Raw genomic sequence first — 19,224 nt, 5'->3', positions numbered from 1 at the left:
GCTTTGCCCCCCAGCACCCACGACGTTATTCTGCATAGCAGCGAGGTTAGGGGGGAATTGTTAAAATGACAACTAGCGAAGATCAGACGCCCGATATGACCGACGAACATATTGAACGCCTTAAAGAAAATATGGAAAAGGTCGAACATCTGTCGAAACGTTTGATCGAGGTAATGGCCAGTAAAACGCCGCATGCCTCCGCGTTGGACGGCCCGAATCAAGAGCTTTATGCACGGGCAGCAACTGCTTACTGGGCCGAAGCTTGGCAGAATCCTGCCAAGTTATTGGAACAGCAGGTTGAATACTGGAGCAAATCGGTTCTGAATTTTGCCGAGGCGCAAAAAGCGATGACGTCCGGCCAGATAGAGGACACAGGCGAAGGCAAGCCCGACCGCCGGTTTTCAAACCCCATGTGGGACACGAACCCATACTTTCGCTTTATCCGTCAGCAATATCAGACCAACGCAGAAGCCATCGAACAGGCGGTCGCTTCGGTCGAGGATCTGGAGGAAAAGGACAAACGGCGACTCAGCTATTTCTCGCGTCAGATCATCGACATGATGGCGCCGACAAATTTCCTGGCCACCAATCCCGATGCGCTGGAAAAAGCAGTTGAAACCGAAGGTCAGTCGCTGATCCAAGGGTTGGAAAACCTTGTTTCTGACCTTGAAGCGAATGATGGCGAGCTGGTGGTCAAACTGGCAGACGAAAGCGCTTTTGAGATCGGGGGCAATATCGCCACGACTCCCGGTGACATCGTCTATCGCAATCGCATGATGGAGCTGATCCAGTACAAACCGGCGACCGAAACAGTTCATGAAACGCCGATCGTGCTTTTCCCGCCTTGGATCAACAAATTCTACATCCTTGACCTGAAGGCCCAGAACAGCCTGATCAAATGGGTGACCGAACAAGGCTATACCCTGTTTGTTGTCAGCTGGGTGAACGCGGACAGCTCGCATGCCGATATCGGTATGGAGGACTATATTCAGGAAGGTTTCTTAACGGCGATCGAGGAGGCCAAGAAGATCTGCAAGGTCAAGCAGGTCAACGCAGTTGGCTATTGTATCGCTGGGACGACGCTCAGCCTGACTTTGTCATTGCTGAAGCAGCGCGGCGACAAGTCTGTCAAATCGGCCACATTCTTTACGACGCTCACGGATTTTGGCGAGCAGGGGGAATTCACACCTTTCCTGCAGAACGATTTCGTGGACGGTATCGAACAGCAGGTCGACCGGGACGGTGTTTTGAAAGCGTGGATCATCGGCCGGACCATGTCGTTCCTGCGCTCGAAGGATCTGATCTACACACCCGCCATTCGCAGCTACATGATGGGGGAAACTCCACCCGCATTTGATTTGCTGTACTGGAATGGGGATGGCGCCAACCTTCCGGGCCGGATGGCGATGCAGTATCTGCGCGGATTGTGTCAGAGCAACGATTTCGTCACGGATGGGTTTGAGTTGTTGGGGCACAAACTGCGCATATCGGACGTGGACGTGCCCCTGATGGCCATCACCTGCGAGACTGATCACATCGCGGCATGGAAGGATTGTTATCGTGGCGTCCAACAAATGGGCTCGCGATCCAAAACTTTCGTGGTGTCCGAATCCGGGCATATTGCCGGGATCGTTAATCCGCCAAGCAAGAAGAAATACGGCCACTATACTAATCCGGATCTCAAGGCGGATGCCGAGACTTGGCTAAAGGAAGCAGACTTTCACGAAGGCTCTTGGTGGCCAATGTGGGAAGCGTGGCTGAAAAAGCGTTCAGGCAAGCAAGTGCCGGCTCGTGATACTGGCGATTCGAACCATCCACGTTTGTGCCCGGCTCCGGGTACTTATGTATTGGTAAAGGCAAGTCGTTGATTTCATTTTGAAACTTAATTTTTTCTGCGATGCAGCAAGAAAATACTTGAAATGCTGCGTCGCAGAAATCATATTGCCCTCAAGCTGATGAAACCCGGGGTGGGCCCGGACAGGCTAAGAGGATTAGAACAATGGCAAAGACCCAAGACTTTACCGCAGTCATGAAAGACATGATGGGCGCATTCCCGGTTGACACAACAGCTCTGGAAGATGCATTCAAATCGACGGCTTCTCTGAACGAAAAGCTGTCGGGTGTTGCACTGGACGCTGCTACTAAGTCGGCCGAGATCTCGAACAAATGGACCAAGGAAACCCTGGCCAAACTGACCGAGATGTCGAAAGCAAAGGCAGAGCCTGCTGACTACGCCAAAGCTGCAACCGACTTCGCAAGCGCGTCGGCTGAAGTTGCTGCTGAAAACATGGCGGCTTTCGCTGAAATCGCGAAAAAAGTTCAGACTGAAACCGTTGAGCTGCTGATGGCTGCTGGCAAAGACGCTGCCGAAGACGCAACTGCTGCTGTCAAGAAAGCCACCAACGAGGTAACCGCTGCTGCCAAGAAAGCAACGACTGCCAAGTAAGTTAAGACGGCGACACGCACCCATCCCTCCCAATTGGTGCAATCGCTTTGGGCAGGTCTTTCGACCTGCCCTTTCTTTTTGTTCTGCACTCGCATAATCTCTGCTGCAACGCATCATCCTTGGGGAGGGCAAACGGTGCCGGAACAAGAAAAACCGCTTCTGATCAAACGCTACGCCAGCCGGCGGCTGTATAACACCGAGACCAGCGACTATGTCACGCTGGAAGATATCGCGGGATTTATCCGCGATGGGCGTGAAGTTCAGATCATCGATCTGAAAACGGGTGATGACCTGACCCGTCAGTATCTTCTGCAGATCATTGCCGAACATGAAAGCCGGGGTGAGAATGTTCTGCCGGTCAATGTTCTGAACGACCTGGTGCGCAGCTATATGATTCCTGGCGGGGGAATGATGCCGCAGTTTCTGCAAAGCTCATTTGAGATGTTGCGCGAAAGCCAGAGCAAGATGATGGAGAACATGAATGCCATGAACCCCATGTCTCAGATTCCGGGGTTTGACGCGATGCAGGCGCAGCAACAGGCGTTTCTAAAGGCAATGACGGGCGGTCTATCCGGAAACTGGTCGGGCCCAGATGCCGAGCAGGAAGATGCGTCCGAATCCAAGGAAGATTTGGCGGACATCAAGAAACAACTTGCTGAGCTGCAAAAGAAACTATCCAAGCTGAGCTAATCCCATCGTGCGCGTGCTGCCCTTGCTTTTAGCGTTGCTTTGGGCTGGGGACACGCTGGCGCAAGGGAAGTTCACTGAAACCTGGGAACCTGTCTGCACCATGGGCAGAGACGCCGATGCCGGGTGCGATGAAATACGCTCCCGTGAGATCGTCGACGCGTCGCAGGCGCCGTGGCGCGCCATTGGCCGGGTCAACTTTGCCAGTACTAACCAGCGATCGCACTGTACTGGCGTGCTTGTGTCGGAAACGCATGTGCTGACGGCTGCACATTGCCTTTACAACAGTGCCCGTAAGCGGTGGATTCCCGCTGAAAGCATTCGTTTTGCTGCGGGTTATCAGCGCGGAGAAGTTGCAGCATTTTCAACAGTCAAAGACTACAATCTAGCATCGCAACAGGGCTCAGAGGGGTCTTTTAACGACCGTGCTGAATTGGATTGGGCGATCTTGGAACTGTCTGATCCGATAGGTCAAACGGTTGGCTATCTGCCAGCCGTGTCGGTCGCGCAAGAGAGTTTTGTTGCGGGTTACTCTGGTCTGCGCCCGCATGTTTTGAGCCGAACTGGTACTTGCCGGCCTCGTCCTGTAGCTACAGCGCTGATGCAGGCAATCTGCCCCGTGATGATGGGCGATTCTGGCGCTCCGTTGCTTGTGCAGAGCCAAAGCGGGTTGGGGGTGGCCGGTCTCTTGTCGCGCATCGCGCCAACCCCGCAGGGGATTGACGCATTGTTTTTGTCGGTCGACTTGTTTGAACTGAATGCTGACTGAAAGTCAGGTACCGTATACGGGCACAGGACCAATCACATCCGCGACTGACGCAAGCAGAATGTCGGTGATCATGTCCAGCTCTTCCCGTGTCAGACGAACAGGCAACCGGACGTCGCAGGCCCTCATTAACATTGTACGCGTCTGGGGCAGGTCGACCTGCTCTGGCATGAATTGCCAGTTCCAGAACGCGCGGGCGTTGTCCGTACTTAACCCGAAGACCTGAACCTTGACGCCGCGGGTCTCAGCGGCCTCGGCAAATGAGCGGGTCTCAGCTTCGTCCATGCCAACCAAGTTGAACTGGATCGAATCCGGAGCGCGCCGTTCCGGCGCCAGCGGGGCAGGGACATCGATATACGGCGAGGTGTTCAGACGGCCTGCGACATAATCGTGATTGTCCAAGCCATCGCGTACACGGCGGGCCAATTCAGGAATCTGGGGCCGGATCACAGCGGCGCTCAGGTTGCTCATCCGTAGGTTATACAGAGGCAACTTGTTCTGCCAGCGGGCAAAGGCTTGTTCCAATTCGGGCGAGTTGTCGCCGTGCGGGCCTTTGTGTTTCTTCCAGTTATGCTCGTAGGCGCCGGACATTATGACGGCACGGGCAACAAGATCGGCATCGTCGGTGATCAGGATACCGCCTTCGCCCGCGTTAATCATTTTGTAAGACTGGAACGAGAAACAGCCCACCTTACCAATGGTTCCGATATTGCGGCCATGCCACGTGGTGCCCAATGAATGTGCCGCGTCCTCAATCACGGGGATTCCGCGCGCGTCGCACAGTTCCATAATTGCGTCCATGTCTGACGTATGGCCGCGCATGTGGCTGATGATCACTGCCTGCACGTCGTCCAGCTTCGCTGCGAAATCCACCATGTTGATGCGATAGTTGTCGCCGACCTCGCACAGAACCGGGATGCAGTCGGCATGCACCACCGAAGATGGTACCGCTGCAAAGGTAAAGCCCGGGATCAGCACCCGCGCGTCGCGCGGCAGATCCAGCGCCTTTAGTGACAGGAATAGAGCAGCTGAACAGGACGATACGGCCAAAGCATATTTTGTGCCCAAAAGCTCGGCAAACTCGGCCTCAAGCAGAGTGACAGGCGCGTCCTGCGGTGCCGTGTAACGAAACAGGTCGCCAGATTGCATCAAGGCATCGATGGCTTCTCTTGCTGCTGCGGGGATGGGTTCGGCATCATGAACGTTAGGTGGTAGCGTCATATTTGGTTTTCCCGAATTCTACTATTCGGAAATATAAAGTAACGAATTCAGCAAACCAAGAGCTCATTCCGTCATTAGGCGGAATTTCACCAAATTGTCGCGGTATGGGTTTTCAGATCCCCAGCCGGTCCCGGAGGGCATACCACGTCATTGCCAACACCAGCAGCGGGCTGCGCAGAGATGGGCCGCCTGGAAACGGCAAGGCGGGTACGCGTGACATTGTGTCAAAACCTTCCGATTGACCCTGAATGGCCATGGCCATCAATTGGCCCGCATGGGTGGCTGTACCGACACCGTGGCCCGAATAGCCGGAAGCGGACAGGATGTTCGGTGCCACCCGTGCAAGATAAGGCATTCGGCGCATGGTGATGGCAAGCGTGCCGCCCCAGGCATAGTCAATCCGGACATCGCGCAGATGCGGAAAGATCTCGGTCATGGGTTTGCGGACCGTTGCCGCAATATCAGTGGGGAAACGATAGCCATAGTTTTCGCCGCCTCCGAAGAGCAGCCGACCATCTGCGCTGAGCCTGAAGTAATTCACGACGAACTTCGTATCGGCCACTGCAACGTCGCGCGTCAGAACCTTTTGAGCCTCGGCTCCAAGTGGCTCAGTCGCTGCAATGAAGTTGTTGATCGGCATCACCCGCGACGCGACCTTGCGGTTCAAATCCCCTAGGTAACCGTTGCAGGCCAATATGACGTGATCCGCAGCGACTTTCCCGTTCGCCGTGTTCACGGTAGCGCGCTGGCCCTCTTCAATCTTCAGAACCTCAGTACTTTCGTGGATTCGTACCCCCGCCTTGATAGCCGCTTGGGCGAGACCCAGCGAAAAGTTCAGCGGGTGAAGGTGCGCGGCACCCATGTCCAGGTAGCCACCCTTGTACGTAGGCGAAGGGCAAACGGCGTGACCTGCATCTTCATCCAGCAGTTCGATCTGGTCATACCCATATTTAGTCGACAGATGTGCCGCATGGTTATGCAAGTCATCGCATTCGGATGCGCTCAGGCTCAAGGTGGCGATTCCAGGCTTCAGATCACAGTCGATCTGGTGTTTTGAGACCAGCGATTTGACAAGGTCTTTGGCGTCTTCAGCCAGTTGCCACAGTTTGGCAGCGTCGGAATCGCCAACCAAACGTTCCAAATCTTCCTGATCCATACGCTGAGCGCTGCCCAACTGGCCACCGTTGCGACCAGACGCACCGAAACCGACGCGATGTGCTTCGAGCAAAACCACGTCGAATCCGGCCTCGGCTAGATGCAGCGCAGCTGACAGCCCCGTGTATCCGCCCCCGACGACACAGACATCCGCTTTGGTGTCGCCAGTTAGCGCCGGTGACCGTTCCGTCGGGAGCGCCGTCGCCGTATACCAACTTGGCGGATATTCCGATTTGCGGTCGTTGGAATAGAGTAAGTTCAGGCCCATGATTCAGACGTTCATCAGCAGATGCTCGCGTTCCCATGGCGAGATCACCTGTAGAAACTCCTCGTATTCTGCGCGTTTTACGATGCTGTAGACACGTGCAAAATCCGGTCCCAGCACCTCGTGCAAGGCCTCTGCCTCATCGAATAGATCCAGCGCTTCACCCATGACCTGAGGGATATCGCCGTCCCCGTCATAGGCATCGCCATAGAACTGTCGGCGCGGGCGTTCTTGATTGACCAGCCCCAAATAACCGCAGGCCAGGGATACCGCGATGCCCAGGTATGGGTTGCAATCCATACCGGCGATACGGTTTTCCACCCGGCGGCTTTCGGCGCCGGACAAGGGCACCCGAATGCCAGTGGTTCGATTGTCGCGCGCCCATTCCAGATTGATCGGTGCTGCATGGTCTTTGACGTAGCGCCGGTAGGAATTCACATAGGGCGCCATAACGGCCAGCCCGGCGGGCAAATGGTTCTGAAGCCCCGCAATGAAATTGTAGAACGCGTCGGTTTCCCCGCCCTGAGGGCCGGAAAAGATGTTCTGACCGGTTTCCAGATCCGTGATCGAGTGATGGATGTGCATGGCCGAGCCTGGTTCATCCGCGATCGGTTTGGCCATGAAGGTGGCAAAACAGTTGTGGCGCAGGGCGGCCTCGCGGATCAGGCGTTTGAAATAGAACACCTCGTCGGCCAGCTTGACCGGGTTGCCATGACGCAGGTTGATTTCCAACTGACCGGCGCCACCTTCCTGCGTGATACCGTCGATCTCGAACCCTTGATGCTCGGCGAAATCATAGATGTCGTCGATAACCGGGCCGAACTCATCCACTGCCGTCATTGAATAGGCCTGACGTGCTGCGGCCGGGCGGCCCGATCGGCCCATCATTGGTTTGATGCCCTGCGCCGGGTCGACATTTGGGGCAACCAGAAAGAACTCCATCTCGGGCGCTACGACAGGTTTCCAACCTTTGTCGTGATAAAGCTGAACGACGCGCTTCAATACGTTGCGTGGGCTGAAGGGAATAGGTTCGCCGTCGCGGTCATAAGCGTCGTGGATGACCTGCAAAGTCCAGTCTCCAGTCCACGGGGCGGCGGAGGCGGTCGAGAAATCCGGTTTCAGGATCATATCGCGTTCGATGAACCCATCGTCCCCCGCGGCTTCGCCCCAATCGCCTGTAATGGTCTGGTAGAAAATGCTGTCAGGCAGGTGAAAGTAGGATTGCCGCGCGAATTTCGAAGCGGGAACGGCCTTGCCGCGCGCGATTCCGGGCAAGTCAGCGATAATACACTCGACTTCATCCAGCCGTTGTCCTTCGATATAGCTACGGGCCGCTTCGGGCAGTTCGTCTATCCAGTTGGCCATCAGGCCCTCACTTTCTTTAGGAATTCGGCCATGTATCGCCCGATCGCAGGGTTGTCGTTGCGTCCAGGCTGGCGGTTTACGGCATCTTGCAGCAGATCGTCTGGTACGACGCCTTTGCCGCGGGTCTGGATCAATCCTCGAATAAAGTCGTCGCCATATTCAGGATGTGCCTGCACGGTCCAGATCGTGTCACCATAGGCCAGCATTGCGTTCTTGCAGAAGTCATTGGTCCCCAGGACACGTGCGCCATCAGGTAGGCGAGTGACCTGATCCTGATGCCATGCGTTCAGCGTGACCGTTTCACCGTCAAAATCATATTCGGTGCGCCCGACAGCCCAACCGTCCTGAAATTTCTCAACCGTGCCACCAAGAGCTTGTGCGATGATCTGATGGCCAAAGCACACACCGATCAGGGGATTACCGCTGTCTCGGATCGAGCGGATCAAATCCTCCAATGGAGGGATCCACGGGTGATCCTCATACGCGCCGTGGCGCGACCCGGTGATAATCCAGCCATCAGCCTGATCAGCGTCCGTGGGGAACTGATTGTCAACGACCGCGAAGGTTTCGTATTCAAAGTTGTTTCCGTTCATCAGAGTACGAAACATGCCGTCATACTCGCCGAATTGATCATGCAATTCGTCAGGGGGATGGCCGGTCAGGAGGATACCGATTTTCATAGGTCACCAAATTTGATCAAATTTCTTTTAGCCTACAGCAGCACGTCGGGCAAGGGGGTCATACCGCCTCGAGATAGCTGAGCCAGTGTTCGTCTGACGGCTGATCCGAAAACCGAGCCATTTCCTGCCGCTTAGTCATCGCCAGATTGCGGATCAATTCGGCAGGAAAGATGCGTGCAACCACCAGGTCGGCCTCCCATGCTGCGATGGCCAAAGGCCAGTCCGATGCCAGTTGCGGGAGGCCGTCGATCTCATAGGCATTGCCATTGATTGGTGCAGGGGGTTTCAGGTTGTCTTCAACACCGACCAGAGCCGCGCCCAACACGGCGGCCAGCATCAGATAGGGGTTGATGTCCCCTCCGGCCACACGATGCTCGATCCGGCGCGCTGCCGGGGCGCCACCAGGTATTCGGATGGCAGCAGTCCGGTTTTCGTAAGCCCAGCTGGCCCCTGTCGGGGCATGAGCACCGGGCACTAGGCGGGTAAATGAATTGCCGTGCGGCGCGAAAATAAGCGTACTTCCGGACATCCCTGCAAGACAACCTGCGACGGCAGAGCGCAAGGTATCAGTACCTTCGGGTCCACCGTCATCAAAGACGTTGCGACCTTGCGCATCGACGACAGAGAAATGCACGTGCATACCGTTGCCGGCATCGTCCTTGTAAGGCTTTGCCATGAAAGTCGCAGAAAACCCGTGTTTCCGCGCCAGGCCGCGTGTCAGCGCCTTGAAAAGCCACGTATCATCAGCGCAACGCATGGCGTCCTGGTGGTTCAGGTTGATCTCGAACTGGCCGATTCCGCTTTCGGAAATGGCGGTCTGGGCCGGGATTCCCATCGCGGTGCAGCCGTCATAGAGATCAGTGAAGAACGCATCAAATGCGTCCATTTCTGCCATCGACAAAACCGATTCGTCCTTCAGGCGCCGTCCTGTAACCGGGTTTAGCGGAGGCCGAGGTTGCGCGCCGGATGCGTCCAGTAAGGTGAACTCCAATTCGGTTGCCGCGATGACAGTCCAGCCGCGTTGTGCATATCGATCCAGCACAGCGGTTAGTGCATGGCGCGGGTCACCGTCAAATGGCGTATCGTTGTCGTCATAAAGGCACATCGGCACCAGCGCGGTTGGGGAGCTCAGCCAGGGCATCGGCACCGGCCCACGTTCGGTCGGGCGCAAGACACCATCGGCATCACCGCTCTCGAAAACCAGCGGGCTGCCATCTATGTCCGCGCCCCAAAGATCGACATTGAGCGCTGAGAACGGCATTCGTACAGCGCCCTTGTCCAGCTTTGCGGCATATGAGGGCGGCACGCGCTTGCCGCGCATCTGACCATTCAGGTCACAGGCTGCGACGCGAAAAGTGTGCAGGGCGCTCAGGTCCATTTGGGGCTCCGTTTATCTTGTCCCTGAAGGTTTAAAGGACGTTCTCCGTAATGTCACTAAATTTGATCAAATTTTTGGAAGCGGGTTTGAAAACGGCAACAGGATATAGCGCAATGTTCAATTGGTGCGTCACCTGGCCCCGATTGTCTCCAATCGTGCTAGTCGATTTAGGGATGATGTGTCGCCAATTGTACCCCGCGGCGTGATCCTTATAGTGTTTGCTGATGACACTGTTGTTTACACTTATTCTTCTGGCCATTGGCATTTTGGGCTATCGCTATTGGTCGAAGAGACAAATGCGCACTACGTTGCTTTCCACACCGCTTTCCGAGCATCAACGCGGCATCGTTGAGCGTCGGGTGCCCATCGTTCAACGGTTGCCATCGGACTTGCGCGGCAAACTGGATGGCAAAGTGAACCTGTTTCTGAATCAGGTGGAGTTCTTTGGTTGCGACGGGGTGGAGGTAACTGAGGACATGGAGCTGTCCATTGCCGCGCAGGCCTGTTTGCTCGTGGTAAACAGCGACCTTTGGTACGACAACCTGACGACGGTCCTGATCTACCCAAATGCCTTCAAGTCAAAGCAACAGAAACACTCCGGCTTCGTTGTTACGGAAAAGGAAATCGTTCGCACCGGAGAAAGCTGGGATCGCGGCCCGGTCATCCTTTCATGGGCTCACAGCAACCACGGTGCGCTGGATGACCACGATGGGCACAATGTGGTGTTCCATGAATTTGCGCATCAGATTGACGATTTGTCGGGTGGCACCAACGGAGTGCCTGTCCTGAGCGAAGGCCAGAGCTTTGCCGAATGGGAACGTGTATTCCTGACGGCCTATGAGACACACGTTCACGCGGTCGAAAGCGGGCGGCACACGGTCATAGACCCCTATGGAGCGGTTGGCCACGAAGAGTTCTTTGCAGTTTCAGTCGAGGTTTTCTTTGAAAGACCTCACGCCCTGAAACGCGAGGTCCCTGATGTTTATGCTCAGCTGTCCCAACTGTTTCAACTGGACCCCGCTACTTGGCAATAGGGGGCCGGTGCGAGGCCAGCCCCTTAGCGCGCCAGATTTAACCGGAACCGCATCTTGGCTTTCCGCTCTGCGGGCAGGTGTCGGTTCAGACGTTTGTTGATCAGTCCGAAACCGCCGACGATAACCAACGTCAGCAGGATGAAATAGAACGCCAGGATCGGGTAGGGGATGAAAGGATTGAACGTCTTATCCGCGAAATAGCTAGCGTAATACAGCGCGTCGCCACGTTGCTGCCAGGCCGGGAACGCCGAGAAAAAAACCAGCGTCGTGGATTGGAACAGAAAGATGGCTTCGTTGGTATAGGCAGGCCAGGCTAGCCGCAGCGTTGTAGGCCAGATGATCCGACGGAAGCGCGACCAGCCGGACATACCGTAGGCGTCCGCCGCTTCAATATCACCTTTGGGGATCGAGCGCAGAGCGCCATAGAAGATTTCGCCCGTATACGCGGCCGTGTTCAAGAACAGAACGATCAGCGCACCCAGCCAAGCAGACGTGAGGGCGTCGAACATCGGGTAGGATTTCTTCAGCGACAGGAAGAAGAAATAGGCGAAGAAAAACTGAATAAAGAGAGGAGAACCTCGGAAGATAAAGATGAACCACTCGGCGGGTTTGCGCAGCCATTTGTTGCTGGACGCTTTGCCAAGTGCCACAGCGGTGGCCAGAAAGAACCCCGTCGCCAGTGCCATTACACCAAAATAGATGTTCCAGATCATGCCCGAGCCGATCAGAGTGAACTGTTCGCACAAGGTGAAATCGGTCCTAGGAAGCAAACGCTCACCAAGTCCAATCGAGCGCAGGCCGTAATCCTGGATGGTTTGCAAGCAGCTCATGCCGTTGTCTCCTTGCGCAGCAGCTCGCCACCGGATGTGGCCTGTCCGTGGGACAAGCGTCGCATCAGTTTCTCTAACCCGATCTCAGACACGCGGGTCATGCCGAGATAAAAGATCAGGAGAAACAGAAAGTACCACATACGCCAGTCACCGTGCGGGTATTGGGTAAATTTGGACGTCTTAGTGCCGCCGAGTTCGCGAGCCCAATAGACGATATCTTCGATCCCCAGCAGGAATAGCAAAGGTGTGGCTTTGATTAGCACCATCCACAGATTGCTGAGACCGGGCAGGGCGTAGACCCACATCTGCGGCACAAGAATGCGCCAGAAGGTTTGGCGGCGTGTCATGCCATAGGCCTCGGCAGTCTCTAGCTGGGCATGGGGTACGGCCCGCATGCCACCGAACAGAACGTTCGCAGCGAAAGCTCCGAAAACGATCGAAAAGGTGATTACGGCAAGGAGGAAGCCATAAGTCTCGTGAACCCATTCCGGGGCGGTTCTCAGTGGCAATTTGGCGGCCTGACAGACAAGGAAGTCGTTGCCCTGCCGGATCGGGTCAGTCCATTCGGGACATAGAACTTTGTGTCGCGTCCATTCAAATGCCTGATCAAGCGCGATTACAAAAAACAGGAAGAAGGCGATATCGGGCACGCCGCGAACGATGGCGATGTAACCTTTGCCCAGCCAGCTGAGCGGTGGGAAATGCGACCGCGCGGCCATCGCGCCGGTGAACCCAAAGCTAAGTGCAACTGGTGCGGTAACGGCCAGCAGAGCGAGAACCTTGACGAACGACAGGTAGAACGACCAGTGGACGCCGTTGGTCAGGTAGCAGGAAAACCAGCGGAACGTGCCCAAAATGTCGGGATCAGCGCAGTAGGAAAACATGAGGCGTCTTTCGAACGTCAGGCCCGGTGTTTGGCCGGGGGTTGGTCCGGCGCACAAACGGCGCCGGACCTTTGGACGGAGTGCTTAGTTGGTTACAACCGAACCGTCGGTGCCATAGGTGGCGGTGCCTTCACCGAACCACTTGATCAGCATCTCGTTCAGCGTGCCATCCTCTTTCATTGAGGTGATCCCAGCGTCAAACTTGCCGCGCAGGTCGCCATCGCTTTCGCGTAGGCCCATTCCGATACCACCGCCCAGCGGAACCGGGTCGCCAACAAAAACCAGCTCGCCACCCGATTCCTCGACCAGAGGAACCAGATAGTCCCGATCGGCCAGAACGGCGTCGGCTTCGCCGTTGCGGACGGCTGCAATGGTTTCTTCCGGTGTAGCGAATTCAACCAGGGTAGCGCCGGATTCAGCAACATGACCGGCCTGAATGGTCGCGGTTTGCGCCGCAACGATACCACCTGTCACATCAACGCCTTCCGTGACTGCGACGTAGGCTGACGCGGTCGGTGGGTAGTAGTCCTGAGTGAAGTCGATGACTTCGTCACGTTCGTCGGTGATCGACATACCGGCGATGATGGTGTCGTAGTTGCCCGAGACCAGGTTCGGGATGATCGAATCCCAGTCGTTCTTGACCCATTCGCATTCCAGCCCGGCGCGTTTGCACAGCTCGTCGCCCACTTCACGCTCGAACCCATCGATTTTACCCGCATCGTTGATGAAGTTATACGGAGGGTAAGCGCCCTCTGTGCCCATGCGAACGGTGTCAGCCATTGCCACACCGGCGGTCAACGCCAGTGCTGCGGTGGTCAGAATCAGGTTTTTCATTGGTTACTCCCCTTATTGGTTCTGTCCGTAGGTTATGCCGCCTGTGTGGCGGATAGAAAGCCCTGAAGCCGCTTGGATTCAGGGGTGGTGAAAATATCTTCGGGCGTGCCTTCTTCTTCGATCAGGCCCTGATGCAGGAACACAACGTGGCTCGAGATGTCAGCCGCCATTTTCATGTCATGGGTCACGATAATCATGGTGCGGCCTTCGGCTGCCAGATCCTTGATCACCTTGATCACTTCCTGTTCCAGCTCGGGATCAAGCGCCGAAGTGGGTTCGTCGAATAATAGCGCCTCGGGCTCCATGCATAGGCCGCGGGCAATCGCGGCGCGTTGTTGCTGGCCGCCGGACAATTGGGCCGGGTAGGCGTCGCATTTGTCACCGATGCCGACCTTCTCAAGGTATTTACGGGCGCTGTCTTCGGCCTCGGCCCGATCACGGCCCAAAACTGTAACCGGAGCCTCCATCACGTTTTGAAGGATGGTCAGATGGGCCCATAGGTTGAACTGCTGGAACACCATCGACAGATTGGTGCGAATACGCAGTACCTGTTTTGCGTCAGCTGGGCGGCGATGATGGTGATTGCCGGTCCAGCGCACAGGTTCGCCCTTGAACAGAATTTCGCCTTCCTGACTGTCTTCCAACAAGTTGCAGCAACGCAGAAGGGTGGATTTTCCAGAACCGGACGATCCGATCAGCGAAACGACGTCGCCACGATGTGCTGTTATGTCCACCCCTTTCAATACCTCGAGATTTCCGAAGCTTTTGTGCAGGTTCTTGATCTCGATTACGGGGGCGGTCTCTGTCACGGGCGATCCAGGCTTTGTTAGTTGTGTTGGTGCGGTACTAGGGCTGAAAAAATCGTCCAATGCAATGCGCAAATGACACGTTCCGGACCTGAAACCTCCAAATCGACCAGAGGTTTTAGTCAAATCGGTCAGGGATTGCGCAGGATGGCTTCTGGTGCGGGCGGATTGGGGACCGCCAGGTAATGCTCTGCCGGTATGTCGATCAGGCCACGCAGATGCAGCAATTCACGCTCTGCAGAACTGAGCTCAGCTATTGCCGCGCGAACGGCGTGGGCGAGGTTGCGCGCGTCTTGTCCATTTGCAGTGATGTAAGGCAGAGCAGGTGTGGGGGATGTTACGGCGACTTCGCGCAATGCCAAGCCAAGATCGGTGTGTTCCTTGAGCAATTCCCAGGTCAGTGCGTCCAAAGATGCATAATCGGCGCGCCCATCTGCCACGGCCTGCGCAGATAGTGCATGCCCCCCAGATTCGAGAAAGGATACTGGGACCTGGCTGTGCCTGCTCAGATGCACCATCGGTGCAGCCCAGCCGGATTGCGACAGGGCTTCGTTATAGGCAAAAGTTCCGTTTGCAAGCTGATCCAGATCGCGTAGATCATTCTCCCGGGCGACAAAGATCGAACGGTAGTATCCGGGCGGACAATCGGGCAGGCCGTAATCGGGAGTACCCACTAGTTGTACCTTGCCGTGCAGGTGGGTTCGGTAAGGCATGCCGCAGGTTTGGGCAAATGTCAGATTGGTATCAAGCCAGACGTCCCAAACGTCTGCATCGCGAGTCAGAGTTGCCGGACCGTGTCCAACATGTTTCCGAATCAGCGTCCAAAAGCTGTCATTGGCTGCTTGAAGGGCGGGCATGTCGTACATGCCCAGCATCGCCGTCACGGTTTTTCGGCCTTCTGCCGGGCCAGAGCCGAATCCACATCGCTGACGCCCAACAGGCTGACTACCAGTCGCAGCAACGAATCTTCCTCACCGGTGCGTTGGCCATCGGCTAAAGCGACCGACCACATCGCCTGCACCACGGCCAGGCGGTCGTCATAGGCGATAGCTTCTTTGATGGCGCGTGTGAAACGGACAGTATCGGGGGCCTCGGCCTCCAGATCCTCAGCGCGGGCGCGAAGTGCGGCGGCTTCGAATGGAGACAGCCCATAGCGTTGGGTTGATATCCGATCGATCCGGGCCATTTCGGTATCGGCATAGTCATTGTCGGATCGCGCAATGCGTACCAGCAGGGCAGTCAGGGCCAAGCGGGCGTCGTCTTCGACAAGCGGGTCGGGCTGCGGCTGAGTAAGCCGGGACAGGAAATCCTTAAACATGAGCAAGATATAGACGCTGCCTAGCTGGCTTCCAAGCGGCTTTGCACCCGTTCGCGAGAGGCTTTGCTGTCATTGAAGCTAAGGCCCATTGCCGCACGCGCCTCTTCTACGATCTTGATCTCGCCCTCGTCCGAGTTTCCATCGGCCAGAACAACCTCCCACAAAGCGTCCAGTGCAGCCAGGCGCTCCTTCAGGTCGGTGGTTTCGCGGATCAGTTTGCCGAACGTGTCGGTCTCGGGGGCGGCGGCGTGCAGTTTTTCGCAGGTGGCGCGCACTTTGGCGGCCTCGATCGCATTGTGCTGATAAAGGCGGGCAAGAATGCGGTCTATCAGGCTGATTTCTTCAAGCTTGTAGTCTCGATCCGCCTTTGCCACGCGCACCATCAGGGCACCCAGGGCCAGCTCGGCGTCCGGGTCGGGCAGGGTGGTCTGCTGAGGTGGGCGGAAGGCCTGAAAGAGCTTTTTTAACATAGGGCTACGTTATTCCATATTTTATGACCGGCCAAGCGGGGACTACCCGTCATAGCCCTGAATAATCACCAGATCGCCAGTCGATACCGGATCACGCAGAGCTTTTGCCCGTTGATAGCCGTCACTTTCATAGCAAGCCAGAGCCTGTTCGTAGCTTGGGAATTCAATCACGACCGTACGTGCGCGAGCCTTGCCCTCTTTGGAGGTGCGTTCACCACCGCGCACCAGGAACTTTGCACCGTATTCAGCGAACGGCGCGGCATTTGCGGTGATGTAGTTTTTGTATGTCTCCATGTCGTCTACGTCGACATGGGCAACCCAGTATCCTTTGGCCAAGTGGCATCCTCCAGCAATTTCAGGCAAGTTGCGGAGGAAACCGATCAAATGCAATCCCCTATTGGTGTTCAGGTTGGCGGAAGCAGGGCTTCGCGTGCCTTGTCCTGCAACCACGCAATCATCTGCCGATAGGGTACGGGGCCATAGCTGATGCGCGCTACGCCGAGATTGGCCAGGGTCGGTGTGTCCGGTGTGCCCGGCAATGCGATAATGTTCACGGGCAGTTCGGTCGCATCGCACAAGCTCGCTATCAGTGCTTCGTCTTTCAGGCCGGGGGCGAAAAAGCCGCTGGCACCAGCTTCGGCGTAGGCTTTGGCGCGCGCGACAGCATCGTCCAGCATCGCTTCGTTGTGGGTATCGGGATGCGCCTTGAGGAAAATGTCGGTTCGCGCGTTGATGAAGGCAGAGATTCCAGCTGCATCACACCCTTCACGCATTGCGCCGACTCGGGCGGCTTGGGTTTCGATGTCATAAAGCTCTTTGGTTCCAACGATTTGATCTTCGAAATTGAACCCGATTACACCAGTTTCAAGAGCACGTTGAACATTTGCCGCAATACCCAATGCGTCTTCTGCGTAAGCTCCTTCGAAATCCAACGTCACCGGCAGGTCAACTGCATCGACAATCCGGCGTGCATTGTCCAGCGCTGTTTCCAGCGGAACGTTCTGCCCGTCAGCGAACCCCTGCGCCATGGCGACCGGAGCACTACCGGTTGCGATTGCCTTGGCTCCGGCGTCGCGCACAGCGGCGGCGCTTCCGGCGTCCCAGATGTTGAAAAGGATGACAGGGGCGCCCTTCTTGTGCAGGGCGGTGAAGGCTTCCGCTTGGGTGTTCTGATCTGTCATGGCCGGTCTCCTGTCAGCTGTTTGCTGACAGTTAACCGTGTAACGGGCCGCTGCGTATAGTTATTTTGACAACAGCCGTCACGTTGCGGTGACCTTTCGGGCCGATCAGACCAGTCGCGAGGTGTCTTTCGCGGCACGTACGAACTCGCGGAACAGGGGATGTGGCTCAAAAGGTTTGGACTTCAGCTCCGGGTGGTACTGAACACCAATAAACCACGGGTGATCCGACCATTCGACGATTTCCGGCAAGCGACCATCAGGTGACATGCCCGAGAAGTTCAAGCCCGCTTTTTCCAGCTTCTCGCGGTATTTGATGTCCACCTCATAGCGGTGGCGGTGGCGCTCCTCGATCTGGGTGCCGCCATAAACCGCGGCCACCTTCGAACCTTCGGCCAAAACGGCGTTATACGCGCCCAATCGCATGGTGCCGCCTTTGTCATCACCCACCTTGCGCTCGACCTTGTGGTTGCCCTGCACCCACTCTTTCAGGTGATAAACAACTGGTTCAAAACGTTTTTTACCGGACTCGTGGTCGAATTCCTCCGATCCGGCTTCCTTGATGCCCGCTGCATTCCGGGCGGCTTCAATCACGGCCATCTGCATGCCGAGACAGATGCCCAGATAAGGCACTTTGTGCTCGCGGGCGTATTGCGCTGCTTTGATCTTACCTTCGGTGCCGCGCTCTCCAAAACCTCCAGGCACGAGGATCGCATGGAACCCTTCGAGATACGGGGCAGCGTCTTCGGTATCGAAGACCTCGGCATCGACCCATTCGATCTTGACCCGGACCCGGTTGGCCATGCCGCCGTGGGTCAGCGCCTCGGCTATGGACTTATAGGCGTCTTCCAGTTGGGTGTATTTACCGACGATAGCGACTTTCACCTCGCCTTCGGCGTTGTGGATACGGTCGCTGACATCTTCCCATTTGGTCAGATCCGGCTTGGGTGCAGGGCTGATCTGGAACGCGTCCAATACTGCCTGATCCAAACCTTCGCGGTGATAGGCCAACGGAGCGTCGTAGATGGTTGAAAGGTCCTGTGCGGCAATCACCGAATCCGGGCGCACGTTACAGAACAGCGCCAGTTTCTCACGTTCCTTGGTTGGAATCGGACCTTCTGACCGGCAGACCAGAATGTCTGGCGCCAGACCGATCGAGCGTAGTTCTTTCACTGAGTGCTGTGTCGGTTTGGTTTTCAACTCGCCCGAGGCTTTGATGTAGGGCAGCAGAGTCAGGTGCATGAACAGGCACTGACCGCGTGGTTTGTCCTGGCTGAATTGGCGGATGGCCTCGAAAAAGGGCAGGCCCTCGATATCGCCCACGGTGCCGCCGATTTCACACAGCATGAAATCGACCTCATCCTCACCAATAGCGATGAAATCCTTGATCTCGTTGGTGACGTGCGGGATCACCTGAATGGTTTTGCCCAGATAGTCGCCACGACGCTCTTTCTCGAGTACGTTGGAGTAGATCCGGCCCGAGCTGACCGAGTCAGTTTTGCGCGCTGCTACACCGGTAAATCGCTCGTAGTGACCAAGGTCCAGATCGGTCTCGGCCCCGTCATCGGTTACAAAAACTTCGCCATGTTCAAACGGCGACATCGTGCCGGGATCGACGTTCAAGTAGGGGTCCAGTTTGCGCAAGCGCACAGAGTATCCGCGGGCCTGCAACAAGGCGCCCAGAGCCGCCGAAGCCAGTCCTTTGCCCAAGGACGAAACCACACCACCAGTGATGAAAATAAAACGCGCCATGTTTTTTCGGCTGCTCCCGTGAGACGACATTATCAGCTGCCCGGCGGCTCGAAAAAACCGCTGCACCACGGGACTTCACGTATAAAGGATTCGCGCCAAATGCGCAAGAGAACCGCAAGATGCTGTTGCCGTTCTCTTTCAGGTTTCTAGGTTTT

General features: G+C 56.3%; 20 protein-coding genes. 5 read left to right on the top strand and 15 right to left on the bottom strand.

All coding sequences use genetic code 11. From position 1 onward, the window contains the following. Positions 1–65: 65 nt before the first annotated feature. The 4 genes from AC2TCY_RS06150 (at position 66) to AC2TCY_RS06135 (ending at position 3,902) form a co-directional block, all read left to right on the top strand. Positions 66–1,868, top strand: coding sequence for a PHA/PHB synthase family protein (locus tag AC2TCY_RS06150; protein ID WP_480846212.1), 1,803 nt, complete (start codon positions 66–68; stop codon positions 1,866–1,868). Positions 1,869–1,999: 131 nt separating this feature from the next. Next, on the top strand, positions 2,000–2,446 hold the full coding sequence (locus AC2TCY_RS06145) for a phasin family protein (RefSeq protein ID WP_480846211.1): 447 nt from the start codon (positions 2,000–2,002) through the stop codon (positions 2,444–2,446). Between the two features lie 135 nt (positions 2,447–2,581). Further along, positions 2,582–3,136 carry a polyhydroxyalkanoate synthesis repressor PhaR gene (gene phaR / locus AC2TCY_RS06140; protein WP_480846209.1) on the top strand — a complete coding sequence of 185 codons (555 nt, stop codon included), beginning with the start codon at positions 2,582–2,584 and terminating at the stop codon, positions 3,134–3,136. A 7-nt stretch (positions 3,137–3,143) separates the two neighbouring features. Next, a complete protein-coding gene (locus tag AC2TCY_RS06135; protein ID WP_480846208.1) occupies positions 3,144–3,902 on the top strand; it encodes a trypsin-like serine peptidase in 759 nt (252 codons plus the stop codon). Positions 3,903–3,905: 3 nt separating this feature from the next. On the opposite strand, the gene AC2TCY_RS06130 is transcribed toward AC2TCY_RS06135, so the two are convergent. From AC2TCY_RS06130 to AC2TCY_RS06110, 5 genes are all read right to left on the bottom strand, one after another. Continuing rightward, positions 3,906–5,120: a DegT/DnrJ/EryC1/StrS family aminotransferase gene (locus tag AC2TCY_RS06130; protein ID WP_480846207.1), complete on the bottom strand. Its 1,215-nt coding sequence runs from the start codon at positions 5,118–5,120 to the stop codon at positions 3,906–3,908. Positions 5,121–5,232: 112 nt separating this feature from the next. Further along, positions 5,233–6,543 (bottom strand): NAD(P)/FAD-dependent oxidoreductase, encoded by a 1,311-nt coding sequence (locus AC2TCY_RS06125; protein WP_480846206.1) that lies wholly within the window; start codon positions 6,541–6,543, stop codon positions 5,233–5,235. Positions 6,544–6,546: 3 nt separating this feature from the next. Next, positions 6,547–7,905 carry a glutamine synthetase family protein gene (locus AC2TCY_RS06120; RefSeq protein WP_480846205.1) on the bottom strand — a complete coding sequence of 453 codons (1,359 nt, stop codon included), beginning with the start codon at positions 7,903–7,905 and terminating at the stop codon, positions 6,547–6,549. Next, the gene (locus AC2TCY_RS06115; protein ID WP_480846204.1) at positions 7,905–8,585 is read right to left on the bottom strand and encodes a type 1 glutamine amidotransferase; all 681 of its coding nucleotides are present in this window, start codon (positions 8,583–8,585) and stop codon (positions 7,905–7,907) included. Before AC2TCY_RS06115 ends, AC2TCY_RS06120 begins: the two co-directional genes overlap by 1 nt. A 58-nt stretch (positions 8,586–8,643) precedes the next feature. Next, positions 8,644–9,963: a glutamine synthetase family protein gene (locus tag AC2TCY_RS06110; RefSeq protein ID WP_480846203.1), complete on the bottom strand. Its 1,320-nt coding sequence runs from the start codon at positions 9,961–9,963 to the stop codon at positions 8,644–8,646. A 224-nt stretch (positions 9,964–10,187) separates the two neighbouring features. Here AC2TCY_RS06110 and AC2TCY_RS06105 point away from each other — a divergent pair, with 224 nt between their 5' ends. Continuing rightward, complete coding sequence (locus AC2TCY_RS06105) at positions 10,188–10,997, top strand: M90 family metallopeptidase (protein WP_480846202.1); 810 nt, start codon at positions 10,188–10,190, stop codon at positions 10,995–10,997. Positions 10,998–11,020: 23 nt separating this feature from the next. Here AC2TCY_RS06105 and AC2TCY_RS06100 read toward each other — a convergent pair whose 3' ends face one another. The 10 genes from AC2TCY_RS06100 to pyrG form a co-directional block, all read right to left on the bottom strand. Beyond that, positions 11,021–11,827: an ABC transporter permease gene (locus AC2TCY_RS06100; protein ID WP_480846201.1), complete on the bottom strand. Its 807-nt coding sequence runs from the start codon at positions 11,825–11,827 to the stop codon at positions 11,021–11,023. Further along, the gene (locus AC2TCY_RS06095) at positions 11,824–12,711 is read right to left on the bottom strand and encodes an ABC transporter permease (protein WP_480846199.1); all 888 of its coding nucleotides are present in this window, start codon (positions 12,709–12,711) and stop codon (positions 11,824–11,826) included. The genes AC2TCY_RS06100 and AC2TCY_RS06095 overlap by 4 nt, the downstream gene beginning before the upstream one ends. 84 nt (positions 12,712–12,795) lie before the next feature. Next, a complete protein-coding gene (locus AC2TCY_RS06090) occupies positions 12,796–13,545 on the bottom strand; it encodes a transporter substrate-binding domain-containing protein (RefSeq protein WP_480846197.1) in 750 nt (249 codons plus the stop codon). Positions 13,546–13,577: 32 nt separating this feature from the next. Then, a complete protein-coding gene (locus AC2TCY_RS06085; protein ID WP_480846196.1) occupies positions 13,578–14,354 on the bottom strand; it encodes an ABC transporter ATP-binding protein in 777 nt (258 codons plus the stop codon). Positions 14,355–14,482: 128 nt separating this feature from the next. Further along, positions 14,483–15,226 (bottom strand): phosphate/phosphite/phosphonate ABC transporter substrate-binding protein, encoded by a 744-nt coding sequence (locus tag AC2TCY_RS06080; RefSeq protein ID WP_480846366.1) that lies wholly within the window; start codon positions 15,224–15,226, stop codon positions 14,483–14,485. Positions 15,227–15,231: 5 nt separating this feature from the next. Then, complete coding sequence (locus tag AC2TCY_RS06075) at positions 15,232–15,669, bottom strand: tellurite resistance TerB family protein (RefSeq protein WP_480846195.1); 438 nt, start codon at positions 15,667–15,669, stop codon at positions 15,232–15,234. 20 nt (positions 15,670–15,689) lie between these two features. Then, on the bottom strand, positions 15,690–16,139 hold the full coding sequence (locus AC2TCY_RS06070; RefSeq protein ID WP_480846194.1) for a tellurite resistance TerB family protein: 450 nt from the start codon (positions 16,137–16,139) through the stop codon (positions 15,690–15,692). 42 nt (positions 16,140–16,181) lie between these two features. After that, positions 16,182–16,475: a DUF1330 domain-containing protein gene (locus tag AC2TCY_RS06065; RefSeq protein ID WP_480846192.1), complete on the bottom strand. Its 294-nt coding sequence runs from the start codon at positions 16,473–16,475 to the stop codon at positions 16,182–16,184. Positions 16,476–16,543: 68 nt separating this feature from the next. Next, the gene (locus tag AC2TCY_RS06060; protein WP_480846191.1) at positions 16,544–17,320 is read right to left on the bottom strand and encodes an isocitrate lyase/PEP mutase family protein; all 777 of its coding nucleotides are present in this window, start codon (positions 17,318–17,320) and stop codon (positions 16,544–16,546) included. 105 nt (positions 17,321–17,425) lie between these two features. Further along, complete coding sequence (pyrG, locus tag AC2TCY_RS06055) at positions 17,426–19,069, bottom strand: CTP synthase (RefSeq protein ID WP_480846189.1); 1,644 nt, start codon at positions 19,067–19,069, stop codon at positions 17,426–17,428. Positions 19,070–19,224 lie beyond the last annotated feature (155 nt).

This window comes from Ruegeria sp. HKCCD7181 (assembly GCF_057221055.1).
This window is presented reverse-complemented; position numbering and strand designations above follow the sequence as displayed.

What these genes read in the sequence shown, in the direction of transcription:
- AC2TCY_RS06090 (WP_480846197.1), bottom strand. Translation starts at nt 13,545, where the DNA reads ATGAAAAACCTGATTCTGACCACCGCAGCACTGGCGTTGACCGCCGGT.
- AC2TCY_RS06150 (WP_480846212.1), top strand. Translation starts at nt 66, where the DNA reads ATGACAACTAGCGAAGATCAGACGCCCGATATGACCGACGAACATATT.
- AC2TCY_RS06075 (WP_480846195.1), bottom strand. Translation starts at nt 15,669, where the DNA reads ATGTTTAAGGATTTCCTGTCCCGGCTTACTCAGCCGCAGCCCGACCCG.
- AC2TCY_RS06080 (WP_480846366.1), bottom strand. Translation starts at nt 15,226, where the DNA reads ATGCTGGGCATGTACGACATGCCCGCCCTTCAAGCAGCCAATGACAGC.
- AC2TCY_RS06110 (WP_480846203.1), bottom strand. Translation starts at nt 9,963, where the DNA reads ATGGACCTGAGCGCCCTGCACACTTTTCGCGTCGCAGCCTGTGACCTG.
- AC2TCY_RS06100 (WP_480846201.1), bottom strand. Translation starts at nt 11,827, where the DNA reads ATGAGCTGCTTGCAAACCATCCAGGATTACGGCCTGCGCTCGATTGGA.
- AC2TCY_RS06060 (WP_480846191.1), bottom strand. Translation starts at nt 17,320, where the DNA reads ATGACAGATCAGAACACCCAAGCGGAAGCCTTCACCGCCCTGCACAAG.
- AC2TCY_RS06120 (WP_480846205.1), bottom strand. Translation starts at nt 7,905, where the DNA reads ATGGCCAACTGGATAGACGAACTGCCCGAAGCGGCCCGTAGCTATATC.
- AC2TCY_RS06095 (WP_480846199.1), bottom strand. Translation starts at nt 12,711, where the DNA reads ATGTTTTCCTACTGCGCTGATCCCGACATTTTGGGCACGTTCCGCTGG.
- AC2TCY_RS06070 (WP_480846194.1), bottom strand. Translation starts at nt 16,139, where the DNA reads ATGTTAAAAAAGCTCTTTCAGGCCTTCCGCCCACCTCAGCAGACCACC.
- pyrG (WP_480846189.1), bottom strand. Translation starts at nt 19,069, where the DNA reads ATGGCGCGTTTTATTTTCATCACTGGTGGTGTGGTTTCGTCCTTGGGC.
- AC2TCY_RS06125 (WP_480846206.1), bottom strand. Translation starts at nt 6,543, where the DNA reads ATGGGCCTGAACTTACTCTATTCCAACGACCGCAAATCGGAATATCCG.
- AC2TCY_RS06130 (WP_480846207.1), bottom strand. Translation starts at nt 5,120, where the DNA reads ATGACGCTACCACCTAACGTTCATGATGCCGAACCCATCCCCGCAGCA.
- AC2TCY_RS06115 (WP_480846204.1), bottom strand. Translation starts at nt 8,585, where the DNA reads ATGAAAATCGGTATCCTCCTGACCGGCCATCCCCCTGACGAATTGCAT.
- AC2TCY_RS06105 (WP_480846202.1), top strand. Translation starts at nt 10,188, where the DNA reads ATGACACTGTTGTTTACACTTATTCTTCTGGCCATTGGCATTTTGGGC.
- AC2TCY_RS06145 (WP_480846211.1), top strand. Translation starts at nt 2,000, where the DNA reads ATGGCAAAGACCCAAGACTTTACCGCAGTCATGAAAGACATGATGGGC.